This is a genomic window from Microbacterium sp. ER1 (assembly GCF_023383675.1).
Taxonomy (GTDB): Bacteria; Actinomycetota; Actinomycetes; order Actinomycetales; family Microbacteriaceae; genus Microbacterium.
In genome coordinates this window covers 112,244-137,056 of the sequence record NZ_QCXO01000136.1, presented here as the reverse complement: position 1 = coordinate 137,056, position 24,813 = coordinate 112,244, and the positions used below count along the sequence as shown (strand labels likewise).

The 24,813-nt window shown below is 71.6% G+C and carries 26 protein-coding genes and 1 tRNA gene; 14 read left to right on the top strand and 13 right to left on the bottom strand.

The genetic code is table 11. The features are described from left to right. Positions 1 to 248 precede the first annotated feature (248 nt). On the top strand, positions 249 to 518 hold the full coding sequence (locus BV453_RS11155) for a hypothetical protein (protein ID WP_126893276.1): 270 nt from the start codon (positions 249 to 251) through the stop codon (positions 516 to 518). On the opposite strand, the gene BV453_RS11150 is transcribed toward BV453_RS11155, so the two are convergent. Continuing rightward, positions 491 to 1,171 carry an alpha/beta hydrolase gene (locus BV453_RS11150; protein WP_062765346.1) on the bottom strand — a complete coding sequence of 227 codons (681 nt, stop codon included), beginning with the start codon at positions 1,169 to 1,171 and terminating at the stop codon, positions 491 to 493. The genes BV453_RS11155 and BV453_RS11150 overlap by 28 nt on opposite strands. Before the next feature lie 65 nt (positions 1,172 to 1,236). Between BV453_RS11150 and BV453_RS11145 the strand changes: the two genes are divergently transcribed. Together BV453_RS11145 and BV453_RS11140 are read left to right on the top strand one after the other, a co-directional pair. After that, positions 1,237 to 1,842 carry a DUF4916 domain-containing protein gene (locus BV453_RS11145; RefSeq protein ID WP_025102462.1) on the top strand — a complete coding sequence of 202 codons (606 nt, stop codon included), beginning with the start codon at positions 1,237 to 1,239 and terminating at the stop codon, positions 1,840 to 1,842. A gap of 210 nt (positions 1,843 to 2,052) precedes the next feature. After that, positions 2,053 to 3,828, top strand: coding sequence for a hypothetical protein (locus BV453_RS11140; protein ID WP_249521600.1), 1,776 nt, complete (start codon positions 2,053 to 2,055; stop codon positions 3,826 to 3,828). Positions 3,829 to 3,941: 113 nt separating this feature from the next. On the opposite strand, the gene BV453_RS11135 is transcribed toward BV453_RS11140, so the two are convergent. Continuing rightward, positions 3,942 to 5,009: a low specificity L-threonine aldolase gene (locus BV453_RS11135; RefSeq protein ID WP_249521599.1), complete on the bottom strand. Its 1,068-nt coding sequence runs from the start codon at positions 5,007 to 5,009 to the stop codon at positions 3,942 to 3,944. 60 nt (positions 5,010 to 5,069) lie between these two features. On the opposite strand from BV453_RS11135, the gene BV453_RS11130 reads away from it, so the two are divergent. Then, a complete protein-coding gene (locus BV453_RS11130) occupies positions 5,070 to 6,503 on the top strand; it encodes an MFS transporter (protein WP_249521598.1) in 1,434 nt (477 codons plus the stop codon). Between the two features lie 37 nt (positions 6,504 to 6,540). On the opposite strand, the gene BV453_RS11125 is transcribed toward BV453_RS11130, so the two are convergent. Next, positions 6,541 to 7,200 carry an SDR family oxidoreductase gene (locus BV453_RS11125; RefSeq protein WP_249521597.1) on the bottom strand — a complete coding sequence of 220 codons (660 nt, stop codon included), beginning with the start codon at positions 7,198 to 7,200 and terminating at the stop codon, positions 6,541 to 6,543. 102 nt (positions 7,201 to 7,302) lie between these two features. Further along, positions 7,303 to 8,754 (bottom strand): DUF6421 family protein, encoded by a 1,452-nt coding sequence (locus tag BV453_RS11120; RefSeq protein ID WP_249521596.1) that lies wholly within the window; start codon positions 8,752 to 8,754, stop codon positions 7,303 to 7,305. Positions 8,755 to 8,826: 72 nt separating this feature from the next. Between BV453_RS11120 and BV453_RS11115 the strand changes: the two genes are divergently transcribed. Next, the gene (locus tag BV453_RS11115) at positions 8,827 to 9,285 is read left to right on the top strand and encodes an Lrp/AsnC family transcriptional regulator (protein WP_062765321.1); all 459 of its coding nucleotides are present in this window, start codon (positions 8,827 to 8,829) and stop codon (positions 9,283 to 9,285) included. 7 nt (positions 9,286 to 9,292) lie between these two features. On the opposite strand, the gene BV453_RS11110 is transcribed toward BV453_RS11115, so the two are convergent. Further along, positions 9,293 to 10,318, bottom strand: a complete 1,026-nt coding sequence (locus BV453_RS11110) for a DUF5937 family protein (RefSeq protein WP_249521595.1) — start codon at positions 10,316 to 10,318, stop codon at positions 9,293 to 9,295. A 45-nt stretch (positions 10,319 to 10,363) separates the two neighbouring features. Here BV453_RS11110 and BV453_RS11105 point away from each other — a divergent pair, with 45 nt between their 5' ends. The 3 genes from BV453_RS11105 to BV453_RS11095 are packed head-to-tail and all read left to right on the top strand — an operon-like array spanning position 10,364 to position 12,033. Continuing rightward, entirely contained in the window at positions 10,364 to 10,723 is a 360-nt protein-coding gene (locus BV453_RS11105; RefSeq protein WP_060922392.1) for a cupin domain-containing protein, read from the top strand. 14 nt (positions 10,724 to 10,737) lie between these two features. Further along, positions 10,738 to 11,028: a DUF4287 domain-containing protein gene (locus BV453_RS11100; RefSeq protein WP_062765313.1), complete on the top strand. Its 291-nt coding sequence runs from the start codon at positions 10,738 to 10,740 to the stop codon at positions 11,026 to 11,028. Between the two features lie 36 nt (positions 11,029 to 11,064). After that, complete coding sequence (locus tag BV453_RS11095) at positions 11,065 to 12,033, top strand: 1,4-dihydroxy-2-naphthoate polyprenyltransferase (protein WP_249521594.1); 969 nt, start codon at positions 11,065 to 11,067, stop codon at positions 12,031 to 12,033. Positions 12,034 to 12,173: 140 nt separating this feature from the next. On the opposite strand, the gene BV453_RS11090 is transcribed toward BV453_RS11095, so the two are convergent. The 3 genes from BV453_RS11090 to BV453_RS11080 form a co-directional block, all read right to left on the bottom strand. Beyond that, positions 12,174 to 12,464 carry a DUF4229 domain-containing protein gene (locus tag BV453_RS11090; RefSeq protein ID WP_249521593.1) on the bottom strand — a complete coding sequence of 97 codons (291 nt, stop codon included), beginning with the start codon at positions 12,462 to 12,464 and terminating at the stop codon, positions 12,174 to 12,176. 9 nt (positions 12,465 to 12,473) lie between these two features. After that, positions 12,474 to 13,400 carry a hypothetical protein gene (locus tag BV453_RS11085; protein ID WP_249521592.1) on the bottom strand — a complete coding sequence of 309 codons (927 nt, stop codon included), beginning with the start codon at positions 13,398 to 13,400 and terminating at the stop codon, positions 12,474 to 12,476. A gap of 303 nt (positions 13,401 to 13,703) precedes the next feature. Beyond that, on the bottom strand, positions 13,704 to 14,531 hold the full coding sequence (locus BV453_RS11080; RefSeq protein WP_249521682.1) for an SDR family oxidoreductase: 828 nt from the start codon (positions 14,529 to 14,531) through the stop codon (positions 13,704 to 13,706). A gap of 220 nt (positions 14,532 to 14,751) precedes the next feature. On the opposite strand from BV453_RS11080, the gene BV453_RS11075 reads away from it, so the two are divergent. Next, a tRNA-Met gene (locus tag BV453_RS11075) sits at positions 14,752 to 14,827 on the top strand. A 41-nt stretch (positions 14,828 to 14,868) separates the two neighbouring features. Then, positions 14,869 to 15,309 carry an alternative ribosome rescue aminoacyl-tRNA hydrolase ArfB gene (arfB, locus tag BV453_RS11070; protein ID WP_249521591.1) on the top strand — a complete coding sequence of 147 codons (441 nt, stop codon included), beginning with the start codon at positions 14,869 to 14,871 and terminating at the stop codon, positions 15,307 to 15,309. Here the strand turns inward: arfB and BV453_RS11065 are convergent. Beyond that, a complete protein-coding gene (locus BV453_RS11065) occupies positions 15,275 to 15,940 on the bottom strand; it encodes a TetR/AcrR family transcriptional regulator (RefSeq protein ID WP_062765296.1) in 666 nt (221 codons plus the stop codon). The two genes, arfB and BV453_RS11065, sit on opposite strands and share 35 nt — an antisense overlap. A gap of 70 nt (positions 15,941 to 16,010) precedes the next feature. Here BV453_RS11065 and BV453_RS11060 point away from each other — a divergent pair, with 70 nt between their 5' ends. Then, positions 16,011 to 17,285, top strand: a complete 1,275-nt coding sequence (locus BV453_RS11060) for an MFS transporter (RefSeq protein ID WP_249521590.1) — start codon at positions 16,011 to 16,013, stop codon at positions 17,283 to 17,285. 37 nt (positions 17,286 to 17,322) lie between these two features. Here BV453_RS11060 and BV453_RS11055 read toward each other — a convergent pair whose 3' ends face one another. From BV453_RS11055 to BV453_RS11045, 3 genes are all read right to left on the bottom strand, one after another. Further along, entirely contained in the window at positions 17,323 to 19,395 is a 2,073-nt protein-coding gene (locus BV453_RS11055; protein ID WP_249521589.1) for a bifunctional lysylphosphatidylglycerol flippase/synthetase MprF, read from the bottom strand. A 49-nt stretch (positions 19,396 to 19,444) separates the two neighbouring features. Continuing rightward, a complete protein-coding gene (locus BV453_RS11050; protein WP_062765287.1) occupies positions 19,445 to 20,098 on the bottom strand; it encodes a thioredoxin domain-containing protein in 654 nt (217 codons plus the stop codon). 64 nt (positions 20,099 to 20,162) lie between these two features. Beyond that, entirely contained in the window at positions 20,163 to 20,582 is a 420-nt protein-coding gene (locus BV453_RS11045) for a hypothetical protein (protein ID WP_249521588.1), read from the bottom strand. A 74-nt stretch (positions 20,583 to 20,656) separates the two neighbouring features. On the opposite strand from BV453_RS11045, the gene BV453_RS11040 reads away from it, so the two are divergent. The 3 genes from BV453_RS11040 to BV453_RS11030 are packed head-to-tail and all read left to right on the top strand — an operon-like array spanning position 20,657 to position 23,530. Then, positions 20,657 to 21,007, top strand: coding sequence for a PLD nuclease N-terminal domain-containing protein (locus BV453_RS11040; RefSeq protein WP_025102432.1), 351 nt, complete (start codon positions 20,657 to 20,659; stop codon positions 21,005 to 21,007). A 14-nt stretch (positions 21,008 to 21,021) separates the two neighbouring features. Next, entirely contained in the window at positions 21,022 to 22,671 is a 1,650-nt protein-coding gene (gene menD / locus BV453_RS11035) for a 2-succinyl-5-enolpyruvyl-6-hydroxy-3-cyclohexene-1-carboxylic-acid synthase (protein ID WP_249521681.1), read from the top strand. A gap of 16 nt (positions 22,672 to 22,687) precedes the next feature. Next, positions 22,688 to 23,530 carry a polyphosphate kinase 2 family protein gene (locus BV453_RS11030; protein WP_085606404.1) on the top strand — a complete coding sequence of 281 codons (843 nt, stop codon included), beginning with the start codon at positions 22,688 to 22,690 and terminating at the stop codon, positions 23,528 to 23,530. Between the two features lie 11 nt (positions 23,531 to 23,541). On the opposite strand, the gene BV453_RS11025 is transcribed toward BV453_RS11030, so the two are convergent. Then, positions 23,542 to 24,795, bottom strand: a complete 1,254-nt coding sequence (locus BV453_RS11025; protein WP_249521587.1) for an isochorismate synthase — start codon at positions 24,793 to 24,795, stop codon at positions 23,542 to 23,544. Positions 24,796 to 24,813 lie beyond the last annotated feature (18 nt).

The following is a 24,813-nucleotide window of genomic DNA, read 5'->3' as shown; positions in this document are numbered from 1 at the left end:
GACACCGAGCCCTTCGGACCGTGGAGTCACGGGAGCGGAGGAGGGCGTCTGCCGGGGAGTCGGCGATCGTCGGGTCAGCGCGCGAGAAGAGGGGCGCGGAGGCGACGATTCAGATCAAAGGACTTCCAGACACGGCGGACAGGACGCCACGACGATACCCGGGCGTGTCGCGCCGCGCAACTCCCGGGCGTGTCGCCGGTCCGTCGCGCGGGGATGCGGGGCCGCGCGACGGCTCGTACCGTGGAGGCATGGCAGATGATCGGAACCCCAGTCCCGACGAGATGCGCGCACGGACGGGCCTCGGCATCGGTCTCGCGGTGGGCATGGCCATCGGTGTCTCGATGGGGATGGCGCTGGGCAACTGGATCCTCGGCATCGGGATCGGTCTCGCGATCGGCGTCGCCCTGTCCGTGGCGTTCCGCGGTTCCGCGGGCGGCAGGGGAGACGCGGCGGAGGGCGATGTCGAAGACCCGGACTCCGCTGACGGCGCTCAGGACGGCCGGGACCCGTCCGCCTGATCCGCGCCGATCCCCTCGACCCAGGTCGTGAGGAACCGGTGCACGTCGCCGAGCTCCTCCTCGGAGATGCTGTGGGTCAGTCCGCTGTAGACGCGACCGGACAGGGACGTGTGCGTGGGGAGCCATTGCGCCGTGTGGGCGATCAGCGGCGCGGGGATGACGTCGTCGTGGGAACCGCGGCCCCAGAACACCGGGGGGCTGACCTCCGCGAGGCACGCATCGCCGGGGAGGGCGTCCGGGGCGGCGTAGCCGCTCAGCGCGACGACCGCGCCGAACCGTTCGGGGGCCAGCCGCAGGGCCTGGAGTGACACCGCGGCGCCCTGGGAGAACCCGAGCAGCGCCACCGACGGCGCGTCCGCCGCGGCGTCGTCGAGCCAGCGCAGGAACGCCTCCGCCGCGAGGGTGACGGCGGCGGAGCTGCGTCCGTCGAGCCCCTCGATCGGGTACCAGGAGCGACCGGGGGTCGGCCACGGCGGGGTCAGTGGTGCGGCGACCGAGGCCACGGCGACGCCGGCGGGGAGATACGGGACGATGCCGAAGAGGTCGTGCTCGTCGGCGCCGTACCCGTGCAGCAGCACGAGCAGCGGGAGCCCGGCGCGGTCGGTGTGCGACCAGCGCGTCGCCGCATCGTCGATCGTCAGGTTCTCGGTCACACCGTCATCCTGCCAGGGCTCGCGCCGGTGCTGCCATCGACGAGGACGGCTGGTAGAAAGGAGGCATGGCGGTGCGCACACCCGATCCGGAGCCGGAGCCCGAAGACGAGGGCCTCGGTTCGTTCCGCGATGCGAACCCGCCGGTGCCGGATGCGAACCCCGGCTGGCTGAGCGACGTCGAGCTGGAAGAGGCCCGGCGCCACCTTCCGATGCTCTACGTCGAGGCGATCCCCGTGCGCACGGACGGCTCCGGTCAGGTCACCGAGATCGGCGTGCTGCTGCGGTCCACCCCGCTCGGCGAGATCACACGCACGATCGTGTCGGGCCGGGTGCGCTTCGGCGAGACGATCCGCGACGCGTTGTTCCGCCACGTCGAGAACGACCTCGGTCCGATGGCCTTCCCGCTCCTGCCGCCGCAGCCGCTGCCGTTCACGGTGGCCGAGTACTTCCCGATCCCGGGGGTGAGCGCGTATCACGACGACCGCCAGCACGCCGTCTCCCTCGCCTTCGTGGTGCCCGTGACCGGGACGTGCGAGCCGCGCCAGGACGCCCTCGAGGTGACGTGGTTCTCCCCGGAGGCCGCCGCCTCCGACGCCGTCGCCGCCGAGATGGAGGGCGGCCGCGGCACCCTCATCCGCCACGCGCTCGCCAGCCTCGGCCTCCTCCGCTGACGCGCGTTCTTCTCCCCGAGGCCCCGGGTTCGCGTCGAGACCCCGGCTACGCCGCGCGCTGAAGGCGGGGTCTCGGCGAGAACCGGGGGCCTCGGCGGAAGATGAAAGCTTGTCTTCGGAGCGGGGGAACCGGTATTCATGACGGAGGTGATCTGCTCAGAACGCCCTGATCCGCGCGGTCGATGACCGCGTCCGTCCCGAAGGATGCCCATGGCGTTCGCCGCTCCGCTCCGCCGTCTCCGTGCGCTGGCCGTCACGGTCGCCGCCGCCCTCCTCGCCTCCGGTCTGGTCTTCGTCGCGACACCCGCGACCGCGGCCACGACCGCGCTCGACCCGGCCTTCCCCGGCGTCGCGGAAGCGCTCCCCACCGCGGTCGCCGCGGCTGCGGACGTCGCCGCGTCTCCCGGCCAGGCCGACCCCGAGAGCACCGCCACCGTCTCCGGTCGCGTCACGTTCCCGACCGGCGTCGACGTGTCCCGGGGCCGCACCTTCGTCGCCGCCTACGCTCCCGGCGCCGGAGTCCCCGTCGCGGCCGCTGCCGTCACCGACGGCTCGTACTCCCTGCGCGTGCCGCAGGGCGACGTCGTCCTCGGTGTGGTGTCCGAGGGGCGCGCCGTCTTCGACCAGGGCGGTCCGCAGAGCGGCGAGGTCCTGGCGGTCGGGGCCGAGGGCGTCGTCCGCGACGTGCAGCTCGAGCGCTCGGCCCTGATCTCCGGAAGCGTGACCGCGCCGAAGGGGACCGATATCACCGGGCAGCGCGTCGTCGTCGCCGTCTACCCGGTCTCGGGGGCGGGGACCGTGGTGGGTGCCGCCGCCCCCGTGACCGACGCCGGCACCTTCGCCGTCGGCGGACTGCCCGCGGGCGCGTATCGCGTGGCCTTCGTCTCGGGAGCTGCGGGAGCGGTCTCGGAGTGGTGGGACGATGCTCCTCGTTTCGAGAAGGCGCGGACCATCACGCTCGCCGCCGGGGCCACGCAGTCCGGAGTCGTCGCCGCGCTCGAGCCGCTGCACCGGATGGAGACCTCCGTTCCCACGATCAGCGGGACGGCGACGGTCGGGCAGACGCTCCGTGCGGCGCCGGGGGTGTGGACGTCGGGCGCCGCGCTCGGATACCAGTGGTACGCGAACGGCGTCGCGATCTCGAAGGCCACCGCGTCGTCGCTCACCCTCACCACCGCGCACGCGGGAGCCCGCATCACGGTGCGCGTGACCGGGAAGAAGGCGGCCTTCGCGTCGGCGACCGTCGCGTCCGCGGCGACGTCGGCCGTGCTGCGGGTGCTGACCGCGCCGACCCCCGCGATCACCGGCACCGCCACAGTCGGACAGACGCTCAAGGTCAAGACCGGGACATGGACGGCGGGGACGCGGTTGACCTACCAGTGGTACGTCGACGGCGTGGCCGTCGCCCGAGCGACCGGGACCTCCTTCAAGATCCCGTCCTCCGCGGCGCTGAAGCCGGTGACGGTCGTCGTCTCCGGGACCAAGTCGGGGTACGCCGCAGCATCGAAGCGCTCGAAGCCGACGGCCGCCGTCAAGGGGATCCTCTCCGCGCCGACGCCCCGGATCACCGGCTCCGCGATCGTGGGCTCCCGTCTCACGGCGGTCGCGTCGACGTGGACCGGCGGCACGCGGCTGAGCTACCAGTGGTACCTGAACGGTCGCGCGATCGCGCGGGCGACCGGCTCCACGCTGGTCGTCACCGCGGCCATGGTGAAGTCCAGGATCACGGTCAAGGTCACCGGGACGAAGAGCGGCTACGTCACGGCCGCGCGCACCTCCGCGCAGACCGCCGCCGTGACGTATCCCGCCCGCACCACGCCGGTCTCCACGTGGAACTGCCCCGCCTGGGCTCCCATCAAGGGCAACGCGCAGTCGATGATCTACCACGTGCGGAGCGGGGCGTACTACGCGAAGACCAAGCCCGAGGTGTGCTTCTCCACGGAGAGCGCCGCCGTCAAGGCCGGTTACCGCAAGTCGAAGCGGTAGCCGTCCCTCCGCCGAGACCCCGGCTTCCCGCCCACACCCCGGTATAGACCCGCGGATACCCCGGGGTCTCGACGCGAACCCGGGGTCTCGGCGCGTCAGGGTGCGGAGCGGGGTCAGGGGCTGGTGAGGCGGGCGAGGGCGTCGACGAAGGCGTCGACGTCGGACTCCTCGGTGTCGAAGCCGCACATCCAGCGCACCTCGCGGCGGGCGGCGTCCCAGTCGTAGAAGCGGAACACGTCGCGGAGCTGATCGGCGACGCCCTCGGGCAGGGTCGCGAACACGCCGTTCGCCTGCGTCGGCTGCGTGAACTCCACCCCGACGATCGATCCGTCGGCGAGGCCGTCCTCGATCCGCGCGCGGAGCCGGGCCGCCATGGCATTGGCGTGCCGGGCGTTCCGCAGCCACAGGTCGCCGTCGAGCAGGGCGATGAGCTGCGCCGAGACGAAGCGCATCTTCGACGAGAGCTGCATGTTGAACTTGCGCGCGTAGTTGAGGCCCACGGCGGCGTCCGGGTTCAGCACGACGATGGCCTCGCCGAGCATGGCGCCGTTCTTCGTGCCGCCGAAGGTCAGCACGTCCACCCCGGCGTCGGTCGTGAACGCCCGCAGCGGCAGATCGAGGGCGGCGGCCGCGTTCGACAGGCGCGCACCGTCGACGTGCAGCTTCATGCCGCGCGCGTGGACGTGATCCGCGATCGTGCGGATCTCCTCCGCGGTGTACAGAGTGCCGAGCTCGGTGGACTGCGTGATCGACACCACGAGCGGCTGCGCGCGGTGCTCGTCGCCCCAGCCCCACGCCTCGCGGTCGATGAGCTCGGGGGTGAGCTTGCCGTCGTCGGTGGGGACGGTGAGGAGCTTGAAGCCGCCGATCTTCTCCGGCGCTCCGCCCTCGTCGACGTTGATGTGCGCGGTCGAGGCCGCGATCACGGCACCCCAGCGCGGCAGCATCGACTGCAGACCGGTGACGTTCGCCCCGGTGCCGTTGAACACGGGGTACGCAGCGGCGGTGTCACCGAAGTGCGCCTGGAACACCTCCTGCAGGCGGGCGGTGTAGGCGTCCTCGCCGTAGGCCACCTGATGGCCCCCGTTCGCGGCCGCGAGGGCCGCCAGGACCTCGGGGTGGATGCCGGAGTAGTTGTCACTGGCGAAGCCCCGGATGGCGGGGTCGTGCGGGATGCTCACCGGACAAGCCTAATCGCCTTCCCCTACCGGATGTCCGAGGCCCGCTCTACCCTCGAACCCATGGAACGCAGCGCGGCGAAGACCGCTTTCGCGAACGTCCTCGTCAACACGTTGATCGCCAACGTCACGACGAGCTTCCTGTGGTTCGCCCTCACCTTCTGGGTCTACATCGAGACCCGGTCGGTGCTGGCCACGGGCATCATCGGCGGTGCCTACATGCTGTTCGTCGCGTTCTTCGCGATGGTGTTCGGCACCATCGTCGACCGTCATCGCAAGCACCGCGTCATGCTCCTGTCGAGCGTCATCTCGGCGGCGGCGTTCCTCGTCGCGGGCGTCCTCTACCTGTGGCAGCCCGAGGCGTCCCTGCTCGACCTCGGCGGGCCGTGGTTCTGGCTGTTCTCCGGCGTCATCCTGTTCGGCGGGGTGATCGAGCAGCTCCGCAACATCGCGCTGTCCACCACGGTGACGCTGCTGGTGCCGGAGGAGAAGCGCGCCAACGCCAACGGTCTCGTCGGCACGGTGCAGGGGCTCGCCTTCCTCGTCACGAGCGTCTTCTCCGGCCTCTCCATCGGCTTCCTCGGCATGGGGTGGACTCTGGGGATCGCGATCGTGGCGATGGCCCTCACCTTCGCGCACCTGCTGTTCATCCGGATCCCGGAGTCCGAGCCCGAGGTCGACCCGGAGGCGAAGAGCGCCGTCGACTTCCGCGGCAGCGTCCAGGCGATCCGCCAAGCTCCCGGACTGTTCGCGCTCATCGTCTTCTCGACCTTCAACAACCTCATCGGCGGCGTCTACATGGCGCTCATGGATCCGTACGGGCTCACGCTCTTCGACGCGCAGATGTGGGGGTTCGCCCTGGCCTTCGCGTCGACCGGCTTCCTGATCGGCGGGGGACTGGTGGCCAAGTTCGGCCTCGGCAGGAAGCCCGTGCGCACGATGCTGCTCATCGTGATCGCGATGGGACTCCTCGGGGCGATCTTCATGCTGCGCGAATGGTGGCCGCTGTACGTCCTCGGCATGTGGGTGTACATGGCGCTCGTGCCGCCCGTCGAGGCCGCGGAGCAGACCGTGATCCAGAAGGTCGTCCCGTTCGCGCGCCAGGGACGGGTGTTCGGCACCGCGGCCGCGATGGAGGCGGCGGCGGCCCCGATCACCGCGTTCCTCATCGCCCCGATCGCCGAGTTCCTCGTGATCCCGTACATGGACAGCGCGCAGGGGCAGCGGCAGTGGGGGTGGCTCCTCGGCGAAGGTGAGGCGCGCGGCATCGCGCTCATCTGCCTCTTCGCGGGTCTGATCATGGTGGTCGCCGCGACCCTGGCCTTCTTCACCCGGTCGTATCGCACGCTCACCGAGCTGTACGCGACCGCGCCCGATCCGGCTCCCGACGAGGCTCCCGAACAGGCTGCCGACGGTGCACACGAAGCGACCGGCGAACCGGACACGTTCCGCGACGCCCCGCCGATCGTCCCCGGCATACCGCCCGAGTCCCGGTGACGATCCGAGCCCTCGGTGGCGGTTCGAGGAGCGGGGCTCAGCCCAGGTCGAGCACCCGGTCGTTGAGGTCTGCGGCGTCGGTGTCCCAGAGCCCGACGAGACGCGCCGCGAGAGCCTCGGGATCGAGGGCCTTGGCGCGGAACACGACGGCAGCGGTCCGCAGCGGTTCGTCCCCCTCGCGTGCCGCCTTGGCGTACCCCTGAGCGACGGCGCGGGTCCACGCTTCGCTCGCCGCCTTGACCGCTGCATAGTTCGCTCCGCCGGCGAGGGGGCGTGCAACGGCGGTCGACGACACGATCGCGAATCGTCCGGCAGCGGAGGCGCGGAGGGATCCGTCGAAGGCGCGGCTCGTCGCCCGCACCGCCTCCAGCGCCGGCAGCAGCGCCGCGAAGTCGTCGTCGGTCTGTCCGGCGAGTCCGCCACCGCCCCGCCAGCCGCCCACGAGGGGCACGACCGCATCGACGGCGTCGAGCCGCGCGGCGAGCGCCGTCATCTCGGCGAGGGAGGTCGCATCGGCGAGCTCGGTCTCCGCCCCCGCCTCGGCCAGCGGACGCAGCCGCTCGTCCGTGCGGCCGGTGGCGAGCACCCGGGCCCCCGCGTCGCGCAGCGCCCTCGTCGCCGCGAGGCCCGCCGCGCTCGTCGCCCCCGCCAGCACGACCACCCGGTCCCGGGCTCCCTGGCTCTTCGGCGTCGTCATGCGGTGTCCTCTCGGTCGGAGATGCCTCTGCGGCCGGACCCGGGATCCGGGTCTCCGGCCGCAGAGGGGGTGCGCCCCAGCGTCACAACGGAGCGGTGCGGATCAGTCGTCCGTACCGCGGATGCCGACCGTCGACTCGATGACCGGCTTCATCTTCTTGTCGAGGGTCTCGAAGAACATCGACAGCGGGAACTCGTCGTCCAGGACCGCGTCGGTGTAGCCCTTCGGTGCTCCGGCGAGGATCTCGTCCGACAGACCGCGCGCCCACTGCGAGGCAGGGTGCGGGGTCAGCGTGCCGCGGACCAGCTCGTAGGCGGCGAGCCAGTGCGCGACCTTGGGGCGGTCGATCGAGTGCCAGTACAGGTCGTCGATCGCGTCACCCAGGGCCACGACGGCGTCCGGCACGTTCTCCCAGTCGAAGGCGAGCGCCGTGTCGGTCCAGTGCAGCACGCCGCGCTGGTGCAGCCAGGCGAACAGGAGCTGGCCGCCGACCGCGTCGTAGTTGCGCACGCGCGAACCGGTGATGGCGAAGCGGAAGATGCGGTCGAAGATCACGGCGTACTGCACGAGGTGCGCGTACTCGTGCATCTCCCGCTCGGTCTCCGTGAGCTCCTCGCCCGCGGCGACCCGGGCGTCCAGCGCCCGCTCGATCTTCACCGACTCGCGGAACGCCGTCATGTCGCAGCGCATCTCCTCCAGCGAGTAGAGGAAGAACGGCATCCGCTGCTTGATCATGAACGGGTCGAAGGGCAGGTCTCCGCGCATGTGGGTGCGGTCGTGGATGATGTCCCACATCACGAAGGTCTTCTCTGCGACCTCCTGATCGTCCAGCATCGCCGCCGCGCGCTCGGGGAGGTCGAGGTTGGTGATCTCCGAGGCCGCACGGACCACGCGGCGGTAACGGGCGGCCTCACGGTCCTGGAAGATCGCGCCCCAGGTGAAGGTCGGGATCTCGCGCATGGCGACGGTCTCCGGGAAGAGCACCGCGGAGTTCGTGTCGTAGCCGGGCGTGAAGTCCACGAGGCGCAGCGAGACGAAGAGCTTGTTGCCGTAGTCGCCGGCCTCGAGTGCGGCGATGAACTCCGGCCAGATGGTCTCGACGATGAGCGCCTCGACCAGGCGGTCGCTGGAGCCGTTCTGCGTGTACATCGGGAAGACCACGAGGTGGCGGATCCCGTCGATGCGGTGCTGCTGCGGCTGGAACGCCACGAGCGAGTCGAGGAAGTCGGGCACGCCGAAGCCCTCGGACGCCCAGCGCTCGAAGTCGGCGACGGAGGCGGCGAGGTAGTCCGCGTCGTGCGGGAAGGCGGGCGCGAGTGCCCGGATCGCGGCGGTGATCTGCCCGACGAGGGCGGTCGCCTGGTCCTGGGTCGCTGAGCTCGTCGAAGCGCCAGGGATCGAGCCGTCCTTGATCTGCAGCTCACGGATGGCGATCGCGGCCTGCTTGAGCTGTGCCCAGGCGGCGGAGTTCTCCGCGATCGACGCATCCTCGACGACCTCGGGTTCGCCGACGACGGCCTGAACAGCGGAACTGTTGGCGGAAACGAGGGACATCGGAACCTCCGATCGCAGTGAAAAACGGAAAGATTCCGGTGATAACGGAATCCTGACGATAATCTTACAGCCATGGATGATTCTGTCGACCGTGCGATCCTGGCGACCATCTCCCGCGACGGGCGGGCGACGCTGTCGCAGCTCTCCGACGCCGTCGGGCTGTCGGTGTCGGCGGTGCAGTCCCGGCTGCGGCGGCTCGAGACCCGCGGCGTCATCACCGGCTACCGCGCGATCCTCGATCCCGAGCAGGCGGGCACTCCGTTGTCCGCCTTCATCGAGATCACCCCGCTCGATCCGGCCCAGCCCGACAACGCCCCCGAGCTTTTGGAGCACCTCGACGCGATCGAGGCCTGCCACTCCATCGCCGGCGACGCGAGCTACATGCTCTTCGTCCGGGTGCCGACGCCGCGCGACCTGGAGCAGCTCGTCCGCGACGTCCGGCTCGCGGCGAACGTGAGCACCCGCACGACCGTGGTCCTGCAGACCTACTACGAGCACCGTCCCATCATCCCGGTCTCGACCACCGAGTAGGGCGGCGTCAGAGCAGCGCGCCGACGAGCGCCTCGCCCAAGGGGGTGCGCACGTGCTGCATGCGGGAGCCCTCCCGCTCGCTCACCACGAGTCCGGCGTCCCGCAGCACGGTGAGATGGTGTGACGCCGTCGACAGCGCGAGCCCCGCATCGGCGGCCACCTCCGAGGTCGTGCGGGGCGTCCCCGCGGTGAGGAGGATGCCGGCGCGCGCCGGGCCGAGCAGGGCGCCCAGGGCGGCCACGGTCTCGGTGGTGTCCCGTGCCCACCCCGCGGTCACGCCACGGGCGGGATAGAACAGCGTCGGCTGCGCCGGCGGCTCGGTGAGCACCAGGCAGCCCCAGGACGAGAGGACGGAGGGCACCAGCACCAGACCGCTGCCGCGGCAGTCCACGTCCTCGCTGTGGCGGCGGAGCGAGACCCGCACCGCGCCCGCGCCCCACGAGACCTGGGGATGGAGGGCTCCGGCCATCCCGGCGATGCCGGTCGTCGCGATCGCCCGGGCGCGAACGGCGATGTCGGCCCGGAGGAGGCGCTCCAGCTGAGGCCAGGCCGGTGCCAACGCGGCCTCCCAGACCTCCTCCCAGGCATCGGCGATCATCGCACGGGCGCGCGCCGGCCGGGCGGACAGGTCGCGCAGGGCCTGACGCTGTGCACCCGTCGAGCGCTGGATCCGCTTGCCGAGGTCGACCCGCAGCGGGTCGAGTGCCGCCTTCCGCAGTGCGGTGAGTTCCGCCTCGGGGGTCAGGTCGCCGCGCGGCGTGCTGGTGAGGAAGTCCGGGAGGTAGCCGTCGTCGCCGATCACCGTCGCCAGGAGCGCGAAGGCGTCGCGAGGCAGCCACTCCCGCGCGGTGCGGAGCCACCCCCACTGCAGGGGGTGCGCCGCCGGGCGGAGGAGCACGCGCACCGCATGCGCCAGTTCGTGCCCGGGGGAGATGCCGAACCGCACCGCCTGGATGTCGCCGGCACTCAGGTGGAACTCGACCCGGTGATCCGGGTGGTCGACGCCCTCGACCGGCGCGGAGTTTCGATCCACGTCGAAACTCTAGGAGGTGCGACGCCTGCTGTCGACACTGGGGTCATGACCGAGATCCACGTTCCTCCCCTCGTCCCGAGCGGTGCGATCCGCATCGGCACAGGGCGCAGCCGCCGATTCGTCGGCGCCGACCACGGAGCCGCCGTCTCCTACTTCTTCGTCGAGAACCAGCCCGGAGAAGGGCCGGGGCTGCACTGGCACCCCTACTCTGAGACCTGGATCGTGCTCGAGGGCACGGTGCGGATCCGGATCGGCGACGACGTCCTCGTCGCGCGAGCCGGAGACACCGCCACCGCGCCCGCCTTCACGCCGCACGGCTTCACCAACGCGGGGACCGGACTCCTCCGGATCCTGTGCATCCACGCGTCCGACACGATCATCCAGACGTTCCTCGACGAGGACTGAGAGCGGAGACCACCATGTCCTTCCAGGCGTACCTCGACAAGGTCGAGACCCAGACCGGCCTCACGCCGCGGCAGTTCATCGCCCTCGCGCAGGAGCAGGGGTTCGACGAGAGCACGAAGTCCACCGTCGTCCTGAACTGGCTCAAGCAGGAGTACGGCCTCGGCCACGGCCACGCGCAGGCGATGGTCCACGTCATCCTCAAGGGGCCGAAGATCAGCGACAAGCACGTCGGCACGACCGGGGCGCACGCCGACAAGACCGACGAGCTCTGGCTCGACGGCAAGGACAGCAACCCGCACCGCTGAGTTCGCCGCCTCGCCGCGACGACTAGGATTCCGTGGGTGGCAGCATCCTCCCAGCGCAAGAAGAAGTCCGGTCGGCGCACCCCGCCGCGCACCAGCGGCAACCCGGCCAAGCGGCCGGTCGTCGAGGCGGGTCCCGTGACGATCGGCGACTGGATCGGCGCGGCTCGTCTGCGCACGCTGCCCCTGGCGATCGCCCCCGTCGTCATCGGCACGGGAGCCGCGCGCAGCACCGGGCCGGAGTTCCACTGGGTGATCGCGCTCGCATGCCTCGCCGTCGCGGTCCTGCTGCAGATCGGCGTGAACTTCACCAACGACTACAGCGACGGGATCCGCGGCACCGACGCCCACCGGGTCGGCCCGGCGCGGCTCACGGCCTCCGGGCGGGTGAAGCCGCGCACGGTGCTCGTCATCGGACTCGTGTTCTTCGCGCTCGCCGCGGTGGTCGGTATCGCGATCGTCGTGCGGACCGGGCAGTGGTGGATGCTCGCCGTGGGTGCGGCCTGCATCGTCGCCGCCTGGTTCTACACCGGGGGCAAGAGGCCCTACGGGTACTACGGCCTCGGCGAGGTCTTCGTCTTCGTGTTCTTCGGGCTCGTCGCCACTCTCGGCACCACCTGGGTGCAGGTCTTCATGCTCCCGCAGCAGGCCTGGCTGGGAGCGATCGCCGCCGGACTGTTCGCCTGCGCCGTGCTGCTGGCCAACAACCTCCGCGACATCGATCAGGACCGAGAGGTCGGCAAGCGCACGTTGACGGTCCTCATCGGCCGCCGCGCCACACAGGTCCTCTTCACGCTCTTCGTGCTCGTGCCGTTCGGCATCGCCGTGTTCCTCGCGTTGCTGTTCCCGATCGCCTGGATCTCGCTGCTCGCCCTTCTCGCCGGCCTCCCCGCGATCGTGATCGTCTGGACCTACCGGCAGCCGCGGGAGCTGGTCATCGCCCTCGCCCTGACGTCGCTCACCTCGCTGCTCTACGCCGGCGCCCTGTTCTGGGCCTTCGTCGGCTGACCTGCTCGCCGTCTCCCGCGCCTCGCCGGGCACAGGGCCCGAGATGCCGGTCGAACCTATGGTTTAGCCGAGAGTTTTGAGACCCGGTCCAACAATCGGACCTGCCTCGGATCTCCGAAGCTGTGTACGGCGGGCCTGCGTCAGGGGCGGTCGTCGGAGGCGCCGTCGACGAGCTCGTCTTCGGCCGCGGCGTCGGCCTGTCGGCCGGAGACCTTGCCCTGCCGACGCTCATGCAGGCGGGCGGACGCGTCGGAGAGCGGGGTGCGGAGGAACAGCATCGAGATGCTCGCGCCGATGAGAGCCGCGAAGATCGCGGCCAGCCACCAGAACTCGCGGAAGATCGGGAAGAAGAACCACAGGATGGCCAGCGGGACGAGGAACGCCAGCAGGCGCAGCACGGTGTAGACGAGGAGGGGGGCGGGCTTCTTCACCCGTTCAGTCTACGTTCGCCGCTCCGTGCTCCCGCTGTGACGCCGGAGTCCGAGGCTCGCGAACGGGATGCCCCGCACCACGCGCCGCCACGGGTGTTCCCCCAGGGTCCACAGCAGCTCGTCATCCGGGTCGAGGGCCAGATCCTCGCAGCCGACCGGCAGGGCCACCGGGTGTCGGGTGAGGGCCTGGCGAGGTCCCGACCACAGCATCCCGGGGCGCAGGTGGTCGGACTGCGACACGAAGTAGCGGTCGCCCCACCGCACGGCCCCCTGCATGTGCCGGATGCCGGGAGTGAACCGCTCGTGTTCGACGAAGCCGTCGTCGGTGCCGTCGGGGATCGTGAACTCGCCGATAGCCCCGGTCTCCCGACCCCGGTACTCGCCGATGAGCACGCGGGGGAGCGGCGTCCCGTCCGCGTCGAACACGCGACCGAGGAAGGAGCACCGCAGCGCCACCGGGTGACGACGGGTCCGCACCGCGACGACCGTCGTCCGCCGGTCCCGGCGGCTCGTGCCTCCGCGGATCCGCTGCGCCTCCGTGCCGTGCACGCGCCGGAGCGCACCCAGGTCGAACTCCCAGATGCCCTGCCCTGTCGCCGCCGCGAACAGGCGGTCGCCGAACCAGGCGAGACCGCCCGCATGGATGGGCGCGGGCTGCAGGACGCCGTCGTCGTCGGCGACCGCCAGCACGATGTCGATGCGGCGGGCGCGCGCCCGATCCACGAGGACGACCCGCGAGGCGAGGTGGCGACCGGTGCGATCCTGGCGGAACCAGCTCACCGCGAGGGCGCGCCGTCCGCGGCGCTCGCCGACGTCGATGCCCTGGGGGTACCAGCGCTGCGTCCACGAGCGGGCGGTGAGCCAGCGCAGCTCGATGCCGCCCCGCCGGCGGCGCCGACGCATCGGGCGCCACATCGTGTTCCACGGCCAGCGCATCCGTCCATCGTCGCCGATCCGGAGACCGCATGCGAATTTTCACGGATTGACCTAGGTCGATTCGCACGATCGAACAGACAGTTGTATCGTGTTACGTGTTGAGTGCTGATCTTCATGGAGTCGCGCTCGACGACTCCTCGCGGTCCGCTGGTGGGGGCCAGTACCGCCGCGAGGTGGCCGTCGCCTCACGGTGGCGGTTCACCGGATGCTCGCATCCGGCAGTGCAACGCACTGGGGGTGTGGCTCGTTCGGGTGCGGGCCACACCTCAGCGTCCGCCCTCCTCGACGCCGCCTGTGTCGTGCTCAGACCGTGCGCCAGTCGTGGCTCTCGATCGCCGCACCCGCCTGGGGCCCCATCTGGAGCATGCCGCCGTCGATCACGACCGAGGCGCCGGAGATGTACGCGGCCTCGGGCGACGCGAGGAACGCGATCAGGGCGGCGACCTCGCGGGCATCGCCCGGGCGGCCGAGCGGAATGCCGGGACGGTCCTCGGCGTGCGGGTCGGTGTCGGTCTGCCCGGTCATCGGGGTCGCGATCTCACCGGGGGCCACGCTCACGGCGCTGATCCCGTACCGGCCGAGCTCGAGTGCGAGGTTCTTCATGAGTCCGCCGAGACCATGCTTGGCGGTGTCGTACGCGCTCGCCCCCACCATCGGCTGGTGCTCGTGCACGCTGGTGACGGCGATGAGACGTCCGCCGCGCCCCGCGGCGACCATCGACCGGGCCGCTCGCTGCAGGCAGACGAAGGCGCCGGTGAGGTCGGTGTCGAGCACACGGTTCCACTCGTCGAGCGTGACGTCGAGGAACGGGGTCTGGAGTCCGGCACCCGCGTTGTTGACGAACACGTCGACGCCGCCGAGCTCTGCGATCAGCCCGTCGATCACGTCGCCGCAGGCGGGGATGTCGGAGACGTCGAGCTGCGTCACCACCGCGCGGGCGCCGTGGCTGCGCACCTCGTCCGCGGTCTCCTGGGCGCCGGCCTCGTCGCTGTGCCAGGTGATGCCGACGTCGATACCCGCTGCGGCGAGGGCGACGGCGGTGGCACGACCGATCCCGGAGTCGGCACCGGTCACGATCGCGCGGCGGGCCTCGGCCTCCAGCCGCGCCTGCGGCTCTCCGGCCTCCGCCATCGGCGTCGGGGTCTTGTCGTTGTGCTGAGATTCGGACATGTCGGCCTCCTGCTCGGGCGTCATCGGTGCGAGCGACGGTACGGGGGCGGCGCGGCGCGGTCGAACCGGTTGACGACGCGCGGCAGCGACGCTAGCGGTTCTCGTCATCCGGCGACTCATGGTGTTATCCCAGGCAACGGTCCTGGCGGGGAGGATCACGGCCGGGTAACGTCATCCCCATCGCGGCGATCCGGGCGGTCCCGGGCCCCGGCTCATATCCGGAGGCGTTGCGGGTTCGACTCCCGCCGTCGCGTCCACTCGGTCCCATGCTCGGCCGCTCATCCCGGATGATGGAGGCATGCCTTCCGCCCCTCGCCCCGGACTCCGGGTCTCCGCGGGTCTGACGATCCCGGATGCCGAGCTGTCCTGGCGGTTCTCCCGATCGTCGGGGCCTGGCGGTCAGGGCGTGAACACCACGGACTCCCGGGTCGAGCTGGTGTGGGATGCGGCGCATTCGGGGGCCGTGTCGCCGACGCAGCGCGAGCGGATCCTGGAGCGGCTCCGCGGACGGCTGGTCGACGGCGTGCTGACGATCGCCGCGTCCGAGCACCGCGCACAGTTGCGCAATCGGGAAGCAGCCAGGGAACGGCTCGCCGCGCTCGTCGCGGAGGCGATACGTCCGCCGGCGCCGGCCCGACGGGCGACGAAGCCGAGTCGGGGATCGAAGGAGCGGCGGCTGACGGCGAAGCACCGCCGCACCGACGTCAAGAGCCTGCGGCGGCGCCCCCGCGAGGACTGACGTCCGGACCCGTCTGTGCGCTCCGCGAGCCGGTGAGCTGCTCCTCGATCGGGGCCCAGCCGTGTTCGAGGAGCGCGGAGCCGGCGTCGAGCACCGCCTGCTGGTCGTCGCTCTCGGTGACGAGGATCTGCATCTGCAGGACGAACCGCGCGTACACCCGGACCTCGGGAGTGGGGGTCGGGATGCCGAGCTCGTCGGCGATGGCCGCGGCGAGCGCATCCTCATGGCGCAGCCACATCTTCGACGCGTAGTCGCGGAGCGCCGGGGTCTCGTTGAGGAAGCGCAGGAAGACGCGGGCCACGTCGTCGCCGTGCTCGTCGAGGTTGGCGCCGACCTCGGCGGCGTAGAAGTCGTGGATGGCCCGGTTGATCGTCACGCCGGTCGGCCGGTCGCGCACCGCCGAGACGAGGCGATCGCGCTGCTCGTCGTCCTCGTCGAAGACGAGAGCCTCCTTCTGCGGGAAGTGGGCGAACACGGTGGTGGGGGAAACGTCGGCGGCGTCGGCGACCTCGCGGATGCTCACGTTGTCGAACCCGCGCTCCAGGAACATCCGGGTGGCCACGTCGGAGATGTTCTTGCGGGTCGCGGCCTTCTTGCGCTCGCGGCGGCCCGGGGGCGGGGGCGTCGTCATGCGGCCACCTTATCGCGCGTCCGAACCAAAACTGTATTGACACCAAAACTGGTATCGATACACTTTCGGTATGACTTCACCTCATCTCCCCGTTCGCGGCGCCGGCCGCGCCTGGGTCATGCTCGTCGTCCTGACGATGCTCACGGTCATCGGCATGACCGTCGTCCTTCCTGTCCTGCCGTTCGTCGTGCTGCAGTACGTCGCGCACGAACACGACCTCGCTCTCTGGGTCGGCGTGCTGGAAGCGGTCAACGGCCTGTGCGCCTTCCTCGCCGCACCGCTCCTGGGGCGGCTCTCCGACCGGTTCGGACGACGACCCGTCATCATCGTCGCGGCGTTCGGCGCGGCCTTCTCGATGGCGCTGTTCGGCGTGGGCGGGGCGATCTGGGTGCTCGTGCTCGCCCGTGTCATCCAGGGGCTGACGGCCGGAGACCTCCCCGCGCTGTTCGCCTACCTGGCCGACATCACGCCGCCCGAGAAGCGCGCGCAGCGCTTCGGCCTCCTCGGCGCGCTGACCGGCATCGGCACCATGATCGGCCCCGCCATCGGCGGTCTGCTCGCCGCGATCGACCTGCGCCTGCCCGTGTTCCTCACCGCGGCGGTCGGGCTCACGATCGCGGTCCTCAGCATCTTCCTGCTGCCCGAGAGCCTGCGGCCGGAGAACCGCATTGCCCGGATCGCTCTCCGCGACGTCCAGCCGTTCGGGGTGTTCCGTACCGCGTTCGGTCGGCCCGAGCTCCGCGGGCTGATGATCGCGTTCGCACTGCTCGCGCTGCCGTTCGGATTCTTCGTGAACAACTTCAGCGTGCTGGCCCTCGACGCCACCCAGTGGGGGCCGACGCAGATCGGCCTGCTCACGGCAGGCGTGGGCATCATCGACATCCTCATCCAGGGCGTGCTGCTCGGCATCCTGCTGCCGCGGATGGGGGAGCGCGGCGTGATCGTCAGCGCCATCACCGCGCAGGCGGTCGGTCTCGCCGGCCTCGCGATCGTGGCCTCGCTGCTCGCCCAGCCGTGGCTCTTCATCGTCGGGGCGCTCCTGCTCGCCGCCGGTCAGGGCGCGGCGCAGGCTGCGATGGACGGGGCGATGTCCAACGCCGTCGGCGACGACGAGCAGGGCTGGCTCGGAGGGGCCACGCAGTCCCTCAACGCCGCGATGGGCACGATCGCCCCGTTGATCGCGGCCGCCCTCTATACCGCGGTCAGCCATGCCGCGCCGTACTGGCTGGGCGTCGGGATCATGGTCGTCGCCGCACTGGTCGTCGCGCGGGCGCACATCGCGAACACGGCGAAGCGTGAGCCGCAGGCGCAGGAGGCCGTCGAGGTGGCCGAGGCGCGGCTCTGAGCAGAAGGACCCGGCGCAGCGTCGATGGTCCGCGGGGTCAGCGCTCCCCGCGGACGAGCTCCACCCCCGCCCCGGCGAACTGCCGCAGCGTGGCATCGGGGAGGAAGGCCCGGGTGAGGGCTCCGCCGATACGGGTGAGGTCGCTCTCGTCGCGGAAGAGGAGGTAGAGGGTCTCGTAGCGGGGGTGGAACTTCTCCTTGAAACGGTGCAGCGAACGGAAGCCGTAGACGGGCTCGAGCGCGTCGGCGAGACGCTCGCTCAACGCGGCGATCACGCCCGCGTCCGGCGGGTAGTCGTGCGCGAGCGGAGCGCCGGAGAGCGACATGATCTCGGCGCCCTCCTCCGAGAACTGCTGGGCGGAGGCGCCGATCAGGTACTCCATCACCGGTCCGAAACCGCCCTCGCGGCGTCGCATGAGGTCGAGGGTCCAGCCGCGCACCACCCCGCCCTCCCCGTACACGGGCAGCCAGGAGAGGAAGCCGTCGACGTCGCCGTTCGGAGCGATCGCGAGCGCGAGGCGGACCTCGGGGTCCTCCGCCTCCTCCAGGGTCCCGAGCGTGAACCGCATCTCCGGAAGGTCCTTGTCGCCGACCCACGCCTCCGAGATCGCGCGGAGCTGCTGCCGCAGGCCCCAGGTCTCCGCGGCGAGGTGGGTGAGCCGGAAGGTCATCTGCTCCCGCCCCGCCCGGTTGAGGGAGGTGCGCACCGGTTGCCAGCGCTTGCCGGTGAAGGTGAGACCCGGGAGGTCGACGATCGTGTCGTCCGCCACCACCAGGCTGCGCCAGGTCTCCGGGACCGCCTCTCTCGTCGCCTCGTCCGCACTGAAGAAGCACGGCACGAGTCCGGCGTCCTCGGCCGTGCGGATGAAGTCGCGCACCGCCGCCGCACGGGACTCCGCCGGCCCGATCGGGTCGGCGAGGGCCAGGGCGACGCCGTTGCGGCGCTGATAGGCCACGATCCCGCCGTCCACGCGGGCGTAGCCGTTGCCCTCCCAGGTCGTCATCCAGGACAGGGTGCCCCCGCCGTGCGCCCGCAGTTCGCGCCGGAGTTCGTCTGCGGTCGGGGCGGGCTGCCGGCCCAGAGCCGTCGTGCGCCGTGCGCGGAACGCCCGCCGCACCGCGACGAGATACACGAGCACGAGAGCCCAGAGCACGCCCGTGGCGAGCGTGAGCTCGGTCTCCGCGTCGATCACCATCTCGAGCTGTGCTTCGCTCGTGAGGATGATGAGGACCAGCACGAGGGTGGCGGCCAGCACGTTGAGAGGTCCGAGGATGACGGCGACGACCCACGCCCAGCGGCGACCGCGCCGCAGGCCGTTCGCGATGACCAGGATCACCGCGACGTCGATCGCCGTGTCGATGAATCCGCCCGATGCCGGGTCCGTGGGGCCGAACGGGCCATCGGTCGGCACGAGGACCGTGATGATCTCGATGGCCACGAGCGTGAGCACGGCCATCACGGCGATCAGCCGCTGCTCCCGGACCGTCGTGCGCCGCACGCGCAGGCTCCGGTCGACGAAGAGGACGAGCAGCACCGCGAACAGATGCTCCAGGTCGGCGAGCTTTCCCCAGAACATCATCGCGACGAACATGAATCCGAGGAGCACCAGCCACGCGCGCACCCGCCACGGCGGACGGAACAGCCCGAGGGCGGCGGCGATGCACGCCATGGTGCCGCCGGACGCGCCGACGTCGAGGGCCTGCGCCTGGGTCTGCGCCCACGCCCACGGCAGCTGCGACACCAGCAGCAGGAACAGAGCGGTCGCGAAGATCGCGAAGAGCTGTCCGACCGTGAAGTAGGCGAGGGCGACCCGGGTGCCGCGGCGGTGCTCCAGGTAGCCCATACCCCAGAACCCGGCGATGGTGAAGAGGTACACCCAGGGCTGGTTGACGAAGAACGTCCCCGTGACCGGCGTCCACCACTTGCCCTCAGCCAGGCTCGGCAGCCCATAGGCGACGGCGGGGAAGAGGGCCGAGTCCTCGAACGGCCGCCACAGCCCCTGCCAGACCACGCCCGTGAGCAGCACGAGACCGATCATCGTCAGCGTCGCCGGCGTGGTCCGCAGGGCCCCGAACAGGAGCCGGGCTGACGAGGGGCGCTCCGAGGTCATGCGCTCAGCGTAGAGGTGGGGCCGCCGCTGGGTGACCCCACCGACCGGATCACTCGGCGACGGCCGCGGCGATCGCCTCCTCCAGGTCGTTCCACTCGACGAGCTCGACCTTCTCGCCGTCGACGAAGAAGGTCGGGGTGCTGCTCACGCCCAGCCGCTCGCCGTCGCGCTTGTCCTGCTGCACACGGGCGAGGGTTGCCGGATCCGCGACCGCGGCGTCGTACGCGGCCAGGTCGAGCCCGAGCTCCTCGGCGAACGCACGGAACACCTCCGGCGTCTCCGTCGACTGCTCGCCCCACTGCGTCTGCGTCTCGAACAGGCGGTGGAACATGTCCTCGTAGCGGCCCTGCTGCGCGGCGGCCTCGGCGGCCAGCGCGGCCTGGGTCGAGTTCACGTGCCCGGGCAGGGGGAAGTACCGGGTGACGTACCGGATGTCGCCGTCGTAGGTGGCGCGCAACTCCTCCACGATCGGGTAGAACGCGCCGCAGGCCTCGCACTCGAAGTCGAGGAACTCGACGACCGTGACGGCGTCGGGGCCGCCCTCGTCGAGCACGTGGGAGTCGGTGCGGACGGTGGGCAGCTTCTCGCCGGCCTCGGGGTCGGGCTGCGCGGGCTGCTGGCTGAGGGCATAGACGATGCCGACGACGAGCAGCACGACGGCGACGGCGACGGCGATGAGGGTCGCCTTGACGGGGGTCTTCATGGGGTCTCCAAACACGGGTGATACGACGAGGGGTGCCGCGGAGGCGGCCGGAGCCGGCGTCGGATCAGGTGCGGGAGATGGAGAGCTGGATGAGCGAGACCGCGGACAGGAACGGGCGGGGGCCGGCGCGGAACCGTGTGGTCGCCCGGGGGAGGAGATCGCGGAACCGCAGGCCGCTTCTGGTGCGCAGGTGCCGGAAGAGAAGGACGAGGGCGACGCAGCAGATAGCTGCCGCCGCGCACGCCGCCGCGGCGGCCGGATCCGCCGGTGGGACCTCGGTGACCGGTCCCGCAGCCGGGGTGTCGATCGGCTGCGAGACGCCGGGGGCGAGGCACAGGGTCGCGTGCGCATCCGCCGTCCCGTGCGAGGCCGACCACGCGCCGACGACGAGCAGGAGCGCGAGGCCGACGGCGATGACGATCCGGCTCTGCAGGACCCGCTCGGCGCGCGCTCGCGGCGTCGGGACGGGGGCGAGGGGCGGCATGTCCCGCGCAGTCTAGCAACGGACGCTTTGCCCGCCCCGGGCCCGTCCGACCCCGACATGCCTACACTGGAGGGGTGGCGAGACTACTGATCGTCGGCGGCTTCCTCGCCGCCGTGTTCTGGGTGTACAGCATCGTCGACTGTGCCGTGCAGCCGGCGACGCGGCACCGGGGCGTGCCCAAGGCCGCCTGGGTCGCCATCGTCGTCCTCATCCCCGTCATCGGCGGGATCCTCTGGTTCGTCATCGGCCGTCGCCGGGCGAACGACCAGGGCGTGCCGCGCACCGTCGCTCCCGACGACGACCCCGCGTTCCTGCGCAGCATCAGCAAGGCGGAGCAGGACGCCCGCATCCGTCGTCTCGAGGAGGAGCTCGCGCGGCTCGACGAGGAGACCGACGAGCCGCCCGCCGCGGATCCGCGCCCGTGACGTCGTCGCCGGCGATGGAGGCCGCGGCCTCCCTGTTCGCCGACCTCGTGTCCCACGGCGTCCGTGATGTCGTGCTGTCTCCCGGCTCGCGGTCACAGGCTCTCGCGCTCGCCGCGGCGGCCTTCGCCGACGAGGGCACGCTGCGCGTGCACGTGCGGATCGACGAGCGGGTCGCCGGGTTCACCGCCCTGGGCATCGCACGGGAGACCCGGGTCCCCGTCGCGCTCGTGTGCACCAGCGGCACGGCTGTCGCGAACCTCCTCCCGGCCACGATGGAGGCCTTCCACTCCGGGGTGCCGCTGCTGCTGCTCACCGCGGACCGGCCTCCCGAGCTGCGGGGAGTCGGTGCGAATCAGGCGACCATCCAGGAGGGCCTCTTCCACCCCTGGGTCCGGGCGCAGATCGACGCGCCCGTTCCCGGAGACGGCGCGTGGGACGGCCTCGCCGCGCGCGTGGTCGCCCTCGCGCTCGGGGCGGCGGAACCCGAGTCCGGGCTTCCCGGCGTCGCCGGCCCCGTGCACCTGAACCTGCCGTCCCGGGAACCGCTGTCGGGCGCGATGCCGGCACGGACGCTGACGCTGGGGGAGGCGCCGCGCCTGCCGGAGCCGGAGGCGTTCGCGCTGGAGCGCGGGCCGCGCACAGTGGTCCTCGCGGGCGCCGATGCGGGTGCCGCGGCGGAGGAGATCGCCCATGCCGGCGGGTGGCCGCTCATCGCGGAGATCGTCAGCGGCGCACGCTTCGGACGCCAGGTGGTGCACGGGTATCGCCGACTGCTGTCCCGCGACGACCTCGGCGGACGCATCGAACGGGTGGTCGTGCTCGGACACCCGACGCTCAGCCGCGAGGCCGCACGGCTGCTGTCCCGCGCGGACGTGGAGGTGATCGCGGTCCGCAGGGGCGGCGAGGAGCTGAATCTGAATCACCGCACGCGCGCCGTCGCGGCCGTCACGGTCGCCCAGGGGGAGACCGACCGGGAGTGGCTCGGCGCGTGGATGCGGGCCGCCGCCGACGAGGCCGTTGATCTCAGCGAGAACGCCCCGGACACCGAAGGACTCTCCTCCACCGACTTCGCCGCCCGCCGCGACGCTGTGCGCGCGGAGCTCGACGCCGTGCGGCGCCCGCTCGATCGCGAGCGCCTCGTGGATGCGGTGTGGCGGGCCACCTGGCCGCATGACCGTCTGGTGTTCGGGTCGTCCCGCCTGGTCCGCGTCGCCGACGAGGTGCTCGGCGGCAAGAAGGTCCCCGTGCACGCCAACCGCGGTCTCGCCGGGATCGACGGCACGATCGCCACCGCCACGGGCATCGCCGTCGCCAGCCAGGCCGCCGGGGCTCCGGGCGTGACCCGGGTGCTGCTCGGCGACCTCGCGTTCCTCCACGACGTCGGTGCGCTGCTGTTCCCGAGCGACGAGACGGAGCCGCGACTCCAGATCATCGTCGGCAACGACGGCGGTGGCACGATCTTCGACGGCCTGGAGGTGGCGGGCACCGCGCCGGCCGCGCACCTCGATCGCGTGTTCTACACCCCGCACGGGGTGCGCCTGGAGCACCTCGCGCTCGCCTACGGCTGGGAGTATCAGCGGGTCACCACGCGGACCGCTCTCGACCAGGCGCTGACGACGCCGCGTGGCGGTCGCCAGATCATCGAGGTGCCGCTGCCGCGGTGACTGGCATCATGTGCGTATGAACGCGCACACCTGGACGCAGAACCTGCGGGTGCGGCCCGGCTTCCGCCTCGCCGACGTCGATCCCGACAGCAAGCCCGGCTACGACCACGGCAAGTCCCGCGGCACGGCCGACCTCGAAGCCGGTCTCGAACGCCTGAACGACCTGCAGGAGCGGCTGTTCGCCGAGAGTCGGGTGGGCACGGCGCAGGACGCGGTGCTGCTCGTCCTGCAGGCGATGGACTCCGCAGGCAAGGGCGGCATCGTCCGGCACGTGGTCGGGGGCGTCGATCCGCAGGGCGTCGCGCTCGCCGCGTTCAAGGCGCCGACGGCGGAGGAGCGGCAGCACGACTTCCTGTGGCGCGTCGAGAAGAGGCTGCCGGAGCCCGGGTTCATCGGGGTCTTCGACCGCTCGCACTATGAGGACGTGCTCATCGGACGGGTGCGGCAGCTCGCCGACGCCCCCGAGATCGAGCGGCGCTACGACGCGATCAACGCGTTCGAGGAGCGCGTCGCGGCGTCCGGCGTCCGCATCGTCAAGGTCATGCTGCACATCTCCCCGGAGGAGCAGAAGGCGCGGCTGATGGAGCGCCTGGAGCGCCCGGACAAGCACTGGAAGTACAACCCGGGCGACGTCGACGAGCGGATGCTGTGGCCGCAGTACATGGAGGCGTACCAGACCGTCTTCGATCGCACGTCGACCGAGGCTGCGCCCTGGTACGTCGTGCCGGCGAACGCGAAGTGGTACGCGCGGCTGGCCGTGCAGGAACTGCTGCTGGCCGCCCTTGAGGACATCGATCCGCAGTGGCCGGTCGCCGACTTCGACGTCGAGGCCGAGAAGAAGCGCCTCGCCGCGAGCTGACCGGGGGGGGCTCAGGCCAGCGCGTCGACGAGCGGGCGGAACTTCACCCGGGTCTCGAGGAGCTCGCTCTCGGGATCGGATCCGGCGACGATCCCGGCCCCGGCGTAGGCGGTGACCGCGATCGCGTCGTCCGTCGTCGTGAATTGCGCGCACCGCAGGGCGATGGCCCACTCGCCGTTGCCGTCCGCGTCGACCCAGCCGACCGGTCCGGCGTAGCGCTCGCGGTCGAACGGTTCGAGCTCCCGGATGGCGGCGATGGCCGTCGGTGTCGGGGTGCCGGCGACGGCCGCGGTCGGGTGGAGTGCGCGCACGAGGTCGAGGGCCGAGCGGCCGTTCTCCAGCTCGCCTTCCACATCGGTCGCGAGGTGGAAGAGGTTGGGCAGCTTGAGCAGGAAGGGCTGCTCGCTCGCCGCCAGGGCCCTGGTGTACGGGCGGAGGGACGCGAGCACGCTCTGCACGGCGTACTGGTGCTCGTCGAGGTCCTTGGTGCTGGAGGCGAGGTGCGCGGAGGCGGCGGTGTCCGCGTCGGCGTCGGCCCCGCGCCCGATCGTTCCGGCCAGCACACGAGCGGTCACCGTCCGGTCCTGCACCGTGACGAGGGTCTCCGGGCTCGCGCCGATCAGTCCGTCGACCGCGAAGACCCAGGTGTCCGGGTATCCGGTGGCCAGCGCGCGGACGAGTCGCCGCAGGTCGGAGCCCGCGGGGATGGTGCCCTGGAGGTCGCGGGCGAGGACCACCTTGCTGAGCTCGCCGTCCGCGATGCGGGCCAGCGCGCCCCGCACGGCGTCCTGGTAGCCCTGGGGGCTCTGCGCTCCGGGGCCCACGGTGCCCGCCCAGTGCGGTCCGTACTCCGCGGCCTCGACGGCACCCGGCGCACGCTCGTCGTCGGAGCGGTGGATGCGGGTCTCCCAGAAGCGGTCGCCGTGGCGGCCGAGGATCCGCGACGGGATGACGAGCACGCTGTCGGCGCGCGAGTCCTCGTCGAAGGTGAAGGCCCCGAACGCGACGAGTCCGGTTCCGGGGAGACGCAGCGGATCGGAGAACTCGGCCGCCGCCGCGAGCCCCTGCCAGAGCGCCGCGAGGGTCTCGGCGCGGGTGCGCCCCTCCTCGGCCGACGGGCGGAGCTCGGCGACCGGATCACCCACCGCCACGATCCCGTCGCCGCGGCGGAACCAGGCGAGCGGGCGGGCGGGGTCCGCGAAGGAGAGGAGGTCTTCGACCGGATCGATCTCTCGGGTCTCCACGACCAGGGGGGTGTGCTGCACGACTCCAGCCTATTCCGC